The following is a 14,068-nucleotide window of genomic DNA, read 5'->3' on the forward strand; positions in this document are numbered from 1 at the left end:
TCCCTAATTGCGCTTCATCTAATAACTTAACCTCTCTTCTGTTTTTAATTTTAATAAAAGCATCCTTTAACGATTTTACTTACTCAGGAGATAAGTCTTCCATACTCCTAATTAATTTTTGCACTTTTAACTCTAACAAAAATTGATCAAAATTAACAAGACCCTTTTTTATAGCTGCTCTCATAACTACAAATACCTGAGGGTCTAAACCGCCTGCCATCATAAATGCTTTTCCTCTTAAAAGAATTCATCGCCAACTTAAGCTCCTTATCCAAACGAGCCTGTTTAATAAGGTTACAAAATTGAAGTTTAAAAAGAAAAGCTAACCTAATAGGCTAGCTTTTCTTTTTAAACTTCAATTAATACTTTATTCCTCTCCGAAATATTTTCCAAATTTTCTCGTATAATCATATCTTGTAATACTAAGCTAGGACTTTTAGTCTTCAAGCACATCCATAGCCCTTCCGTCATCCCATGTATGATTTTCTAGTTTATATTTATTTACAATAGCATATTTACCACCGTCCCAAATAGGTTCTAAACCTGTTATTTCCTCAAGTTCTTTAAACACTTCTTCTAATCTAGGAGCATTTAATTTATATATTTCTTGTTGTATCTTACCATTTAAATCATAAGGAAGCCAAACATCACAATACGTTCCAATACTTGTAATGTTAGCAACAGTTTCAAAATAAAATATGCCATCATGATATTCTTTATTATTACTTCCTTTATATATTAATGTTTTTCCAACGAAGGAAATATTACGAAAGTTTAAAGGTTCTTTTAAGTTGTTTTTAATTAACTCTTGAATGTTTTGATAAGAACTTATAGGTTTTACAGGAATAGATGTTTCTATCCTGTTTTCTTTATTTTTGTCTGAAGGTAAAAAACCAATAATTTCTATTTTATTAATCAAAAATAATTGATGTTTTTCAAAGGTTTTTAAAAGGCAATCTAAAAGATTTAATATCTCTTCATTCCCATCTCCATCAAGACTTGCTTCAAAATCTCTGTTAATATTTAATTCAAAAAAGTCATAAAACCAATCTGCAATAGGTTTTGGCCCAAATATCTTTCTATCTAGTATTATCATTTTTAATATATTTTTATAGTATTATCTGCAAAGATAACTTTAACGTTCATTTTTCCGTATTCGGAGTTTAAATCTGAAACTACTTCAGTAAAAGTAGTTTCTTTTATTCCCTTGTAATCTTTATATCTCATATTTGGCAATTTCAATTCTATTTGTTTTATACTGTTTTTAGGTGCACCTATTAGTTCTTTATACCCCTCTATTAATCGCTTAGTTATTTTTTTATTACTAACTACATATTTTAATTGTATATATACATCTTTACTATTAGAACTAACTATAGCAATAGCTCCAACATCTGCATCATAACCAAACTCTTTTGTACTTCTTTCAAAAAAGATATTTTTATATCCTTTTTTAGTAAGCTCGTCTGCGTTATTGAATGCTTGTGTTACTTTTTCTACTTGGTTGTCTCCTTTTAATTTCAAATTGGCAACAAGATCTTTATAACCTTTACTATCTACATAGTCTCTTCGTAGGAGTCGTTCTGCCATTTTTTTTCCTCCAGATTCTACTGTAAGATTCTTGGTGGCTCTAGCGGCTTTACCTTCATTATTATTAAAAAATTTCTTAAAAAGAATTTTAACTTCTTTTACTACGTTTTCATCGGTAAGAACTTTTGAAACTTTTATACTTTCTAGTCCATCTTTAAACGCCTCCTTTAACGACTTTACTTGCTCAGGAGATAAATCTTCCATACTCCTAATTAATTTTTGTGCTTTTAACTCTAATAAAAACTGATCAAAATTAACAAGTCCTTTTTTTATAGCTGCTCGCATAGCTACAAATACCTGAGGGTCTAAACCTCCTGCCATCATAAATGCTTTTCCTCTTAAAGAATTCATCGCCAACTTAAGCTCCTTATCCAAACGAGCCTGTTTAATAATGTTAGCTTTCATAGCACCGGTAAGCTCTTGCATAGCCAACACCTGCTTTTCAAAATCAATAGCATCTACTGTTTTTCCTAAACCACGCCCTAATTTTACTAATTTAATTAAAGCTGCTGCATCTAAAGCTGTACCTACAATAGAAATAATAACCCATACAATACTTGGTTCTTTATCGGTTAACCCTATAGCATGTAATGCTGAGTTACCTTGATATTTTTTTATGTCTTGGGTAGTTACATAAATTCCTGCTGCTGCTACAGTTGTAGCTCCTAAAACAGCCATGGTTCCTGCTCCTGCTGTTAATAAACCAACTGCTATAGCGAATACAGCTATCGCTACTCCATGTAGTATTTGGTTACGTGCTACATCGTTTATTTTATCCATAACGATAGTGTATAATACACTACCTGCACCTATGCCTTCTTTCTTTAAAACTTGTTGAATGATTTCAGGAAATTCAAAAACAGTATCTCCTTCTGTTATATATTCTCTAGAATCTTGAATATAAACATACTGATTACTAATTTCCGTTTTCAAAGCAGCTACCATTTCTTCTTTAGATGCTACTTTTGACAGCTCATCGTAATCAAATTTTGGTGATTTCGTTAAAAACAAACCTAAACTATCAATCGCTTCTTTTCCTATTTTTTTCTTTGCTTCCCTTTCTTTAAATTGTTTTAACCTTCTTTTTTCTCCTTGTTCTGTCCCTCTTTTATTAAACTCTAAACTTATGCTATTACCTTCGTGATATTTAGATGCTTCTGAATTAATTAATCTAGCATATAATTGGTTAACATATATTTCATTTGTTAGTTTATTTTCTTCTTTTGCTAACGAATCTTCGTAAATGTAAAAATAATTATCTACAAAACGATGTGCCTTTTTCTTAACTAAATTTTGGAAATCCCTAATAGTTTTTTCATAAGCAGCTATGCTAGAAAAGCCTAATAAATTAAGGTTTTTTGTTATTTTATTGAAGTGCTCATATGCAACGTTCTCAGTAATTTCATGACGACGTTTCCCTTTAATCTTCCATGATTTTAAAGCTTTAAGAACTTCGTAAACAGCACCAGTACCAGCCAAAGCACTTCTAACCTCATTAAATTTTTTACCTATCCCTGTCGCTGAAACAGCAACCTCTTCAAGCATACCAAACCATTCTCCACCTATGTTAATATACTTTTCTCCATCAACTAGTTTAATAGGAAATTCATCAACAGCTGTCATTTTAGACTCTAACTCCAATTTAAACCGAAGAATAGCCTCATCTAATGTACGTCCTTTAAGCTGTATCTTTTCTATATACATACAGTATGCATTACAAAACCTCTATCTTAACAGGCTTAGGTTGAATAAATTCAGAAAATGACGTAGTAATATTTAATCGCAAGTCATCTTCTTCTTCAATAGCATGATCGCCTCCTAAAAAACAATTTTTAAATAGCACTTCTAACGCTTTAAACTCATCCATTTTTGAAGCTTGTAATACTGCTGATCGAATAGCTATGTTTGGTTTTTTAAAATAAGCGTGCAATGTTTTTCCGTCATCATCTTCAACTGATAACTTTACGACTCTTTTATGTTTATGTTTCCAATGTTTTAATTGTACTTCTGTAATATTTCCATCTAATACTTGTACTGTTTCGTTTTCCATAATAATACTTTATAGTATGTCCAATTTTTAAAAAAAATCCCGTTTTATTTTGATAACTCAATATAAAACGGGATACTTATTTTGTTTACTATTAGTTCTCGACGCTGCTCGAACTGACAATTTTTTGTTAATATTGTTACCTAAAATTAACCACTAACAATAATTTTTGTTTTACTAATTCCATTCAATATGAGATACAATAAGATCTAACGATACTTCAATTTTAGTATCTCCTTGACTCATGTTTCTGTTATTAGATTTAAACTCGCAATTACGTATTACGTGTGTTACTATTTGATCGCTTCCGTCCTCCAAAAAGCTAATTTTAACATCAAAAGGTGGTACATCTTGCATACGTTTTCCTCTTGGTAATGATGTTTGTATAGCTTCTACTTCATAGTTATACAAAGTAAAAGATGCATTTGCTTCATAACGACCTCTACCTCTATGCACAGGCATATTACCTGCACCGTAATGGTTTTCTTTTGCTTCTGAATCGTCGTAACTAATAGCTGTAATACCCGTTACAATACGGTCTAATAAGTTTATTTCTATAGATGACCAACTGTGACGTTGACCGTTTATTAATGGTAATTGAGACATGTTTTTTCGTTTTTACAATTTTTAATTTGATGGTTTCGCTACTGCTTTTAATTGAAACGGATTTTTAAATCCTAAATTCACAATAATTCTACGAGCAGTTCCCATAGGTACTACCGACATTTCAATTTGAAGCTCTGAATTAGCTAGAATATCTTGATTAGGGTTTACATATACTTCTATTTCAGAAACCTCTTCATTGCTAATCATTCTTTCTAAGGCTGCCTTACATAAAGTTTCGTATCCCTTAACTACCGTTGGCGCTAATTTTCCCGTATCAGGATCTACTAATACTGGTGAATTTAACTTTGGCAATAATGCTGTGCGTGCAATTCGTGCTGCTTTATTAATAGTTCTGTTTGCTTCAATAAATGCAAAATCAGATGTACGTTGCGTACACGTATGGCTATCATTAAAATAAACTCCAGGAACCCCTGTATGCTTACGTGTAAAAATATACCTTGCTTCATCTAATGTTTTCATTTGACCTTCAGAAAGAAGCTCTTTTCCTCCTATAAAACCAACTGAACGAAAACCTTCACCTGTAAGGTTAAATTTCTCAACCCATGCAATATTTTCAGATACTTTTGCTTTTGATATCGCACCTAATAACACTCCTACAGCAGCCGTATTACCATAATTAGTATTGGTAGCTATTACTTCTTTATCCATAGCAATTACTACAGAAACATTTTCGGCACCAGCTTCACTTAAATTAGTCACCGTTTTAGGATCAAAACCTTTTCCTTCTAAAATAATTTCCAAAGGTCTAAAGTCTTTAAATGCTTTCTCTGTAACTGTTTTAGCATTTGCTATAGCTATTTCAGTTACCGAAAACTCTGTATTTCCATTAAATATAACTGCCAACTGACGAATATCTCCATTTGTTTTTAACAGCATTTCTTCTACCTTATTCTTTACCAAATCACCATAATTTGGCTCCTCAGATGCCATTATAAATAAATCTCCTGAAGGGTTCATTCTAAAAAACTGAGAAATCTGATAAAAAGCAGATACTCCATGTACATCATACGATTCATCAATACCAAGAGCTTTCGCATCTTTTAACGATGCTAAACGATATACCTTATCTTTTTCTAATACTTGGCTTTGTTTTACATTTTTTTGTTTTCTATTCCCAGCAGGAGCAAATAAATTATTAAACAATAACCCCGACACCATGTCTTTACTTGGTGTTCTACGACCTAAACCTCCTGAGAGCTTGTTGATGACTACATCATTAAATAGTACGCCCATAATTTTTTAATTTTTTAAACATTTTTTTTTAATAGCATAAAAATAGATTACCCTTTTTTATTAAGCTATAAATTCTAAACCTCAATACTGTAGTTTCAGTAAAAAGCTTATTCACTAATAATGTTATAAATGGTGCGCTCAGATAAAAATAATCTTTCAGAAAGCTCTGAAACTACAAGCTTCATTTGCTTATGTTGATTACTATCAACATAGTATTCTACAAACTCTTTTCTTTTTCTAATCAAGTTTAAATTTCTTTTCATTTTTCTTTTTTTTTAAATTTTATATTCTTTTACTATTCAAAGTCAATTTTTCATTTATTTCTTTATACACCAAAAGCTTTTTACCATTCTGTGTTATTTCATAATAATCATCAAGATCATATCCTAACTTCTGTAAATTTCCTTTTACACTCTCTTTTTTCTTTTTCGTACTAAGATCACTTTTTACGAATGCTCCATTACTTACCATAGCATATTTTTTCTTATACTCTTTTTCAATTAACGTGGTTTTATAGTTAATTTCCCATATAAAAAATTCATTCTTTTCCCAATTATCATCTTCAACCGTATATTGTCCTTCTCTAACTTTAAATGCAGAATTGGTAATTAACCTTTCTGTAGTTGTTCCAGATACTAAAGCCTCGTTATTTTCAATTAATTCTGATTGAGTTGGGTGAAGTAAAACAGCTTCATCTATTTTTTTAACTAACTCAAAACTTTCTAGATAGTCATTTTCAAAATCTGATTTTAAAACTACAAAAACACTAAAATCAACATCTGCTTTATATTCATTTTCAGACGATGTATTCCAACCAATATTATTGTATTTAAACATAACCAATGGAAACTTCACCTTCGATTTTTCTTTAAATACTAAGTCGTTAAATAAGCCTATTGAAATTTGTTTATTGGGAGCTACTCCTTCATTTAAGAGCATAGAAATAAGACCCTTTTTTTGGGTATAATAATCTTTCAAGATCATAGTTCAATTTTTTTTTAATTATTCTTTCACTGTAAATCTATAAAAAAAAACGTGACATTTTCAAAAAAAATATTAATTTTTTATTAATTTTTTATTAATTTTATCCAAAAATTAATTGCTATGATTGTATTATTAGACAATGGCCATGGAGGTCTTGTTAGTGGTAAATACCAAACCAAAGGGAAAAAAAAAGACTGGGGAAACAGCGGAATTATTTACGAAGGTGAATTTAACAGAGCCATTGTAAATGGAATAATAGAGCAACTTACAAGCTTAAATATTCCGTATGTAAATATTGCTCCCGAATACAGAGATGTAACTCTAAAAACAAGAGTTAACAGAGCTAATAAATTCACCAAAAAAAAGTGTTTTTATTTAAGTATTCACTCCAATGCTGGAGGAGGGCATGGTAGTGAGATCTTTACTTCACCAGGAAACACAAAAAGCGATGCTATCGCTACTATTTTTGGAGAAGAGTATTCCAAAACATTTCCTACAAATCGATTGCGAACCGACTACAGTGATGGTGATTTAGACAAGGAGAGAAAGTTTTATGTACTTATGAAAACGGCAATGCCTGCTATATTAACAGAGAGTTTTTTTATGGACAACTACGAAGAGTATATAACCATTTTAAGAACAAAAGAAGGGCGCCAAAAAATAATAAACTATCATGTAAACGCTATTGTGCGTGTTAAAAACGAACTATTTTAATAATTACTTAAATATATTTACTATGAAAAAGATCAAATTACTCTCTTTAGTACTCGTTGTCCTTTTAACATCATGTGCTTCTTTAAAAATGGCACCTTACGATCAATACTCTTATCAAAAATCTGTAGAAATAAAAATTGACACAGAAAACATAATCGCAAAAGCCACTACTACCTACGCAGAAAATAGTATTGAAATCGAACGTTTAAAAAACGATATGCGTAAAATAGTAGCTTACGAAAAATATAAACCTAATAATGAAATAACCTACAATATGTGGAAAATTATTTCAGACAAGGAAAAAAACCTTATCGCCGGATTTTTAAACAGATGGGAAAAGAAAGGTAAACTATCTAGTTACTTTGTAAAAGAAGCTAACCAACAAATTACAGAAGCAATGAACTTACTGGTTCGCTTTGAAGGAAAAAAGGAAATCGCAGATAAAAATCAACTTTTACAATATATCGGAAACAACTAAATTACTATGGACTTTGAAAAGATATTACAAGAATTAAAAAAATCATTATTTGACCTTTTTAAGGATAAATACACAGACTTTACATCAGAGTCAAAAAAGGACATTGAATACTTCTTAAACGAATCTAAAGAAAAGTTACAACGCTGGACTGTTCTTTTACAGGAAGAAAAACTAACACTAGATGATTATGAGTGGTTAATTAAAAGTCAAAAAGATTTATTTCACTTAAAAGCTTTGGAAACTGCAGGGGTTTCAAAAATAAGTTTGGGTCATTTTAAAAATAAAGTTGTAAAAACAATTATTGATACTATCAAAGTATTAATTTTTTAACACCTAAATCACAAAATCGCTTAAAAAAACGTGTCTATACATTTTTTAAAGCGATTTTATTTATCCTTTCAACTTCAAACCAATAATATTTAACAAAAGGATTATTTTTATTTAAAGTCTTTTTTTCTTTGATCTATTAAAAATGTTGGAGTCACCTGAAATTCTTTCCACAACAACATTAACTCATTAAATAAAGGTATTGATGTTGATCTACTACCATACTGTATAATAATATTAGCCAATAAGTTATAACATGCCGTGTATTCTCCACTAGCAATTAAGCTATCTAGCATATTATTAGCTTTGTCTTTTTTTGTAAACCACAATGTAGTACCAAATGAAGCACTTTTAATAGAATTATCTATAATCTCATTGCTTATATCACCTGTATATTTAACTATTTTTTCCCAATTCCTAACTCTCTCTGGTTTTTTCATTTGATTTCCTGAAGAATCTTTACACCTTAATTCATAAACAGTAGATGAAATTACCTTATTCGGAAAAGCACTATATATTGCCGTTGCATGTTGCCTTCTATCGTTTTTAAGAAAAATAACACCTGCCATTCGCATTAATGATTTTGCCCTATTAGCTATATAAAATCCAACTCTTCTAGGTGGCAAAAACAACTGCTGATCTATACCCGTTTGATTTTGCATTAATTTAGAAAGTGAGAAAAACAAAAAATGTATAAAGGATAATACAGCAAAAAAAACTACACTTATAGTGTACCATACCAACCATTTTTTCACAAAGAAAAAAACAGTAGCCGCTAACACCATTAACAATGTAAATGCACTAGACAACAATGAAACATAAACACTAAACTTGCTTTTTGAAGCAAATTCAAAGCCTTTACCTGCATAAGGAGAAGCAACATCACTTACAAAATACAAATCATAATCATCATCATTACTCCTTTGCGCTTCAGAAACAAAAACCGAAGTACCTTGATTATCTACAATACCACCATCCATTAAACCCACTTCATTTAAATTATTATGGTTAGGTGTAAAATCATGCGGAAATCCAATAGGCTCAAACCCTCCAGGAAAAGCAGTAGAAGCAGCTATAACATCTCCTAGCTTTATATCATTAATAACATGTTTGTATTTACTATGAGATTTCCCGTTTCCAAACCTTTTTTTGTTTCCCTTTATATTTTGAAATCTAAATTGATGGGTACTATCAAAATCTGTAGCATTAAAAATCACGCGCTCTAAATGAGTTTTTTTACTCCCTTCATTAATCAAATTCTGAATTTGCCCAAGTGTAGTATGATTTGTAAAATTATTGTACTCTATTGCAAAAGCATTAATTGGGTTTTTCCTTTTGTGCTTATTTTCCTTTTTATTCCATACCAAAGGACCACGTAAGTGACTAATAGCATTACTAGCTAACTCATCTTTAGCTAACCATAGATAATAATCATCTAGAAAAGTATTAAACTTTTTTCCTTCAATTTGAGATTGTGCATACTTCACCCCAGTAATAGTACCTCCCGATACCGTAGATATTGCCTTAACATTCTCTAATAACCCAACTTTCTCAAGTAAAGAAAGGGTTCCTAATGAAAAACAGGCCGCCCTATAACCGCCGCCTGAAAAACACAAAGCAATAGTTTTAAAAATTTCCATAAAAATAATTTGGTTAATAAATTAAAATACATTGAAGAAGAATTCACCTAACCTTTTCTTTCACTCAACAGGCCTTAAAACTACTTCTTTTTTGTTTTCAAAATAAAACCAAATACTGTCTTTTCAGTAAATTTCCATTGCATCAAACTTCCTGTACAAGCATTACACACCCAACTATCTGCAGTTAAATTCAATACATTTTTTACACTAAAAAAACAATTCCATTATTTATTTAGTTTTTGTAACCGTGCAACATATTTACCAATTACATCAAATTCAAGATTAATTCTACTTCCTACTTTAAAATTTTTAAAAGTAGTATGTGCTAATGTATATGGTATTATCGCAACACTAAATTCATCTTTTTTTGAATTTACGACAGTTAAACTTACACCATTAACAGTAATCGATCCTTTTTCAATTGTTATACTACCTTCTTCATAATCATAAGAAAAAGTAAAAACAGTACTTCCGCCTTCGTCTTTAATATCTTTACAAACACCTACTCTATCAACATGCCCTTGCACAATATGACCATCTAAACGAGCACCTAGTTTCATTGCTCTTTCAAGATTTACTTCATGTCCTATCTTTAAATCTCCAATATTTGTCTTATCAAGCGTTTCTTTTATCGCTGTAACAGTATACACATCATTAACAATATTAACAACAGTTAAACATACACCATTATGCGCTACACTCTGATCTATCTTTAACTCATTAGTTATATTACTCTGAACAGTTATATGTAAGTTCTCTTGTTCTTTTGTTACTCTTTGTACAATTCCAACAGTTTCAATTATTCCAGTAAACATTCTCTAAATTTTAGTTACTTTTGTTTACATCAAAAATACAACTTTACCTACGAAAGTAACTATGGAGCAAACAAACAAAATTATTGTTGGAATTTCAGTTGGAGATATAAACGGAATTGGTATTGAAATTATTTTAAAAACTTTTGAAGACAAGCGCATGCTTGAGTTTTGTACTCCTGTTATATTTGCTTCAAATAGATTAATTTCTTACCACAAGAAAAACCTGAAATTAAACAATAATATTCATGGTATTAATTTAATTGATAAAATTGCGCACGGAAAAATTAACTTAATGAACTCTTGGAAAGAAGAAGTTAAGATAACAATAGGTAAAACTACAGATATAGGTGGTGAGTTCGCATACAAATCACTTGAAGCAGCTACAAATGCTTTAAAAAGCAATCATATTGATATTTTACTTACCGCTCCTATTAGTAAAGAGAACATTCAATCAGAACATTTTAATTTCCCTGGACACACTGAGTATTTAGAGGAAAAATTAGACGGTAAAAGTTTAATGATATTAATGACTGATGAGCTACGTATTGGCTTAATTACAGGTCATATTCCTGTTTCTAAAATAGCAGAAACCATTACTCCTCAATTAATAAAGGAAAAAGTTGAAACAATGTACACTTCTTTAAAACAAGATTTTAGCATTAACAAACCTAAAATAGCAATATTAGGATTAAATCCTCATTGTGGAGATAACGGAATTATAGGTAAAGAAGATGATGAAATTGTTCGTCCAACAATAGCCGAAATCAAAGAATCTGGAAAATTAGTTTTCGGTCCTTATGCGGCTGATGGTTTTTTTGGTTCAGAAACGCACAAACAATTTGATGGTGTTTTAGCGATGTACCATGATCAAGGTTTAGCACCTTTTAAAGCATTATCATTTGGTAATGGTGTAAATTTCACCGCAGGCTTAAGTAAAATAAGAACCTCTCCTGATCACGGAACTGGTTTTGATATTGCTGGTAAAAACAAAGCGAACCCCTCGTCATTCAAAGAAGCTTTATTCGCCTCATTACAAATATTTAAGAACCGAAAACAAAATACAGAACTTGCAAAAAACACCTTAAAAGTTAAATAGTATTTTTTTTTAGGTAAAATATAAAAATATAAACATTTTTTATATCTTTGCACGCTCAAATTGATCTTAAATGAAAGACTTAAAAGAATTCAATATACCTTATGTAGGTTTAAAAGAAGGCAGTCATTTATTTGAATATCAAATTGGAAGCACGTTCTTTGAAGCATTTAAATTCGATGAATTTAACAATGTTGATCTAAAAACCGATATTAATTTTGTAAAGAAAAGTACATTATTTGAACTTTCTTTCTCAACAAAGGGAACCGTAAACGTACCTTGTGATACTACCGGTGAGCTATTTGACCTAGAAATTGAAGGCTCTTTAGATTTAGTTGTTAATTTTGGACCTGAATACAACGACGAACATGATGAAATTTTGATACTTCCACACGAAGCATATGAAATAAATGTAGCTCAATACATATATGAGTTAATAGTACTATCTGTTCCTAGTAAAAGAATTCATCCAGATGTTTTAAACGGCACTATGGAATCTGAAGCTTTAAATAGATTAGAAGAATTAAGAATAAACGAAGAAAAAACTGTTGAAGAAAAAACGTCAGCAGACCCTAGATGGGATAAATTAAAGGATTTACTAACAGATAAATAAAACATAAAATGGCACATCCAAAGAGAAAAATATCGAAAACTAGAAGAGATAAAAGAAGAACTCACTATAAAGCTTCTGTACCTCAAATAGCTGTTGATCCTACAACTGGAGAAGCTCATTTATACCACAGAGCTCACTGGCACGAAGGTAAATTATACTACAGAGGTCAAGTAGTATTAGAAAATGCAGTTGTTGAAGCTTAAAAAAGTTTTTTACAAAATAAAAAACCCTCTTTTCGAGGGTTTTTTTGTGTTTTAACACTAAAATTTAAGTTTTTTGATGTTTTTTCTTTAAAAAGGTGAAATAATTTTCATTACTTTTGACAACTGGTTTTATTACAAAACAAACAATTATGACTAAAACAACTGCAGCAATAACAGCAGTGGGAAAGTATGTCCCAGAGTATATTTTAACAAATAAAGAATTAGAAACTCTAGTAGACACTAATGACGAATGGATTACCAGCAGAACAGGTATAAAAGAAAGAAGAATTCTTAAAGGAGAAGCTCTTGGTACATCTTTTATGGCTATAAAAGCTGCTGAAGATTTAATCCAAAAATCAAAAATCGACCCAAAAGAAATCGATTTAGTAATTGTTGCAACAGCAACTCCAGATATGCTTGTTGCCTCAACAGCAACATATACTGCTACTCAAATAGGCGCGACAAATGCTTTTTCGTATGATTTACAAGCCGCTTGTTCAAGTTTTTTATTCGGAATGTCAACTGCAGCTAGTTATATAGAAAGCGGACGTTATAAAAAAATATTATTAATTGGAGCAGATAAAATGTCTTCAGTTATTAATTATTCAGATAGAGCTACTTGTATTATTTTTGGAGATGGGGCTGGAGCAGCTTTATTTGAGCCAAACAATGAAGGTCTTGGCTTACAAGATGAATACTTGAGAAGTGATGGTATTGGTCGTGAGTTCTTAAAAATTGAAGCTGGAGGTTCTATTTTACCAGCCTCAGAAGATACCTTAAAAAACAAGCAACATTTTGTTCACCAAGAAGGAAAAAGTGTATTTAAATATGCTGTTTCTAATATGGCTGATGTTTCTGAAAGAATGCTTACTAGAAATCATTTAACCAAAGACGATGTTCAATGGTTAGTGCCTCATCAAGCAAACAAAAGAATCATTGAAGCTACTGCTAACAGAGTTGGTGTAGAAAGTGAAAAAGTAATGATGAACATACACAAGTACGGAAATACAACCTCTGCTACTTTACCACTATTACTTGCTGATTACGAAAATCAGTTAAAAAAAGGAGATAATTTAATTTTTGCTGCATTTGGTGGAGGCTTCACATGGGGAGCTATCTATTTAAAATGGGCATACAATTCATAAAAAACCAAACAACTAAAATTAGGAATATGGATATTAAAGAAATTCAAAGTCTTATAAAATTTGTAGCAAAGTCAGGTGCAAGTGAAGTAAAGTTAGAAATGGAAGATATTAAAATCACCATTAAAACTGGAAGCGAAACTCCTGAAACTACAATTATTCAAGCAGCTGCCCCTATGGCTGTAGCTCCTCAAATAGCGGCACAAGCCCCAGTACCCCAAGCTGCCCCTGTAACAGAAACTTCAAGTACTGAAGAAGATTCTAAATACATTACAATAAAATCTCCAATTATTGGAACTTTTTATAGAAAGCCATCTCCAGATAAACCAAACTTTGCTGAAGTTGGAACTGAAGTAAAAATTGGTGATACTGTTTGTGTTATTGAAGCAATGAAATTATTTAACGAAATTGAATCTGAAATTTCAGGTAAAATAGTTAAAGTATTAGTAGATGATGCTTCTCCGGTAGAATTTGATCAACCACTATTCTTAGTAGATCCATCTTAATTAACATATAACTTCAAATAAATAACAGCTTTTGCTTTATTTATTTGGAGTTTTTA

At 30.7% G+C, this 14,068-nt stretch carries 18 protein-coding genes; 8 read left to right on the forward strand and 10 right to left on the reverse strand.

All coding sequences use genetic code 11. The features are described from left to right. Positions 1 to 79: 79 nt before the first annotated feature. From H518_RS21065 to H518_RS19600, 8 genes are all read right to left on the reverse strand, one after another. On the reverse strand, positions 80 to 223 hold the full coding sequence (locus tag H518_RS21065; protein ID WP_155995195.1) for a hypothetical protein: 144 nt from the start codon (positions 221 to 223) through the stop codon (positions 80 to 82). A gap of 213 nt (positions 224 to 436) precedes the next feature. Further along, positions 437 to 1,096 (reverse strand): hypothetical protein, encoded by a 660-nt coding sequence (locus H518_RS0109385; protein WP_028888814.1) that lies wholly within the window; start codon positions 1,094 to 1,096, stop codon positions 437 to 439. A gap of 2 nt (positions 1,097 to 1,098) precedes the next feature. Further along, positions 1,099 to 3,294, reverse strand: a complete 2,196-nt coding sequence (locus tag H518_RS0109390) for a hypothetical protein (RefSeq protein ID WP_028888815.1) — start codon at positions 3,292 to 3,294, stop codon at positions 1,099 to 1,101. 10 nt (positions 3,295 to 3,304) lie between these two features. Further along, positions 3,305 to 3,640: a hypothetical protein gene (locus tag H518_RS0109395; RefSeq protein ID WP_028888816.1), complete on the reverse strand. Its 336-nt coding sequence runs from the start codon at positions 3,638 to 3,640 to the stop codon at positions 3,305 to 3,307. A 174-nt stretch (positions 3,641 to 3,814) separates the two neighbouring features. After that, positions 3,815 to 4,243 carry a hypothetical protein gene (locus H518_RS0109400; protein WP_028888817.1) on the reverse strand — a complete coding sequence of 143 codons (429 nt, stop codon included), beginning with the start codon at positions 4,241 to 4,243 and terminating at the stop codon, positions 3,815 to 3,817. Positions 4,244 to 4,264: 21 nt separating this feature from the next. Continuing rightward, a complete protein-coding gene (locus H518_RS0109405; RefSeq protein ID WP_028888818.1) occupies positions 4,265 to 5,497 on the reverse strand; it encodes a DUF2586 domain-containing protein in 1,233 nt (410 codons plus the stop codon). 107 nt (positions 5,498 to 5,604) lie between these two features. Next, complete coding sequence (locus tag H518_RS21070; protein ID WP_155995196.1) at positions 5,605 to 5,760, reverse strand: hypothetical protein; 156 nt, start codon at positions 5,758 to 5,760, stop codon at positions 5,605 to 5,607. 19 nt (positions 5,761 to 5,779) lie between these two features. Further along, a complete protein-coding gene (locus H518_RS19600; protein WP_051263726.1) occupies positions 5,780 to 6,481 on the reverse strand; it encodes a hypothetical protein in 702 nt (233 codons plus the stop codon). 120 nt (positions 6,482 to 6,601) lie between these two features. On the opposite strand from H518_RS19600, the gene H518_RS0109420 reads away from it, so the two are divergent. From H518_RS0109420 to H518_RS0109430, 3 genes are read left to right on the forward strand one after another with little or no spacing between them, the layout of a single operon-like run. Further along, the gene (locus tag H518_RS0109420) at positions 6,602 to 7,195 is read left to right on the forward strand and encodes an N-acetylmuramoyl-L-alanine amidase (RefSeq protein ID WP_028888819.1); all 594 of its coding nucleotides are present in this window, start codon (positions 6,602 to 6,604) and stop codon (positions 7,193 to 7,195) included. A 22-nt stretch (positions 7,196 to 7,217) separates the two neighbouring features. After that, entirely contained in the window at positions 7,218 to 7,673 is a 456-nt protein-coding gene (locus H518_RS0109425) for a hypothetical protein (protein WP_028888820.1), read from the forward strand. 6 nt (positions 7,674 to 7,679) lie between these two features. Beyond that, complete coding sequence (locus tag H518_RS0109430; RefSeq protein WP_028888821.1) at positions 7,680 to 8,003, forward strand: hypothetical protein; 324 nt, start codon at positions 7,680 to 7,682, stop codon at positions 8,001 to 8,003. 107 nt (positions 8,004 to 8,110) lie between these two features. Here the strand turns inward: H518_RS0109430 and H518_RS0109435 are convergent, their stop codons facing one another. Further along, positions 8,111 to 9,640, reverse strand: a complete 1,530-nt coding sequence (locus tag H518_RS0109435) for a patatin-like phospholipase family protein (RefSeq protein ID WP_028888822.1) — start codon at positions 9,638 to 9,640, stop codon at positions 8,111 to 8,113. 224 nt (positions 9,641 to 9,864) lie between these two features. Further along, entirely contained in the window at positions 9,865 to 10,455 is a 591-nt protein-coding gene (locus H518_RS0109440) for a riboflavin synthase (protein ID WP_028888823.1), read from the reverse strand. A gap of 61 nt (positions 10,456 to 10,516) precedes the next feature. Here H518_RS0109440 and pdxA point away from each other — a divergent pair, with 61 nt between their 5' ends. The 5 genes from pdxA (at position 10,517) to accB (ending at position 14,012) form a co-directional block, all read left to right on the forward strand. Further along, the gene (gene pdxA, locus H518_RS0109445; protein WP_028888824.1) at positions 10,517 to 11,551 is read left to right on the forward strand and encodes a 4-hydroxythreonine-4-phosphate dehydrogenase PdxA; all 1,035 of its coding nucleotides are present in this window, start codon (positions 10,517 to 10,519) and stop codon (positions 11,549 to 11,551) included. A 70-nt stretch (positions 11,552 to 11,621) separates the two neighbouring features. Next, positions 11,622 to 12,161: a YceD family protein gene (locus H518_RS0109450; protein ID WP_028888825.1), complete on the forward strand. Its 540-nt coding sequence runs from the start codon at positions 11,622 to 11,624 to the stop codon at positions 12,159 to 12,161. A gap of 8 nt (positions 12,162 to 12,169) precedes the next feature. Beyond that, positions 12,170 to 12,364, forward strand: coding sequence for a 50S ribosomal protein L32 (rpmF, locus tag H518_RS0109455; protein WP_028888826.1), 195 nt, complete (start codon positions 12,170 to 12,172; stop codon positions 12,362 to 12,364). Between the two features lie 149 nt (positions 12,365 to 12,513). Next, entirely contained in the window at positions 12,514 to 13,509 is a 996-nt protein-coding gene (locus H518_RS0109460; RefSeq protein ID WP_028888827.1) for a beta-ketoacyl-ACP synthase III, read from the forward strand. A gap of 26 nt (positions 13,510 to 13,535) precedes the next feature. Next, the gene (gene accB, locus H518_RS0109465) at positions 13,536 to 14,012 is read left to right on the forward strand and encodes an acetyl-CoA carboxylase biotin carboxyl carrier protein (RefSeq protein WP_028888828.1); all 477 of its coding nucleotides are present in this window, start codon (positions 13,536 to 13,538) and stop codon (positions 14,010 to 14,012) included. Positions 14,013 to 14,068: the final 56 nt, after the last annotated feature.

This window comes from Tenacibaculum ovolyticum DSM 18103, assembly GCF_000430545.1.
Classification (GTDB): domain Bacteria; phylum Bacteroidota; class Bacteroidia; order Flavobacteriales; family Flavobacteriaceae; genus Polaribacter; species Polaribacter ovolyticus.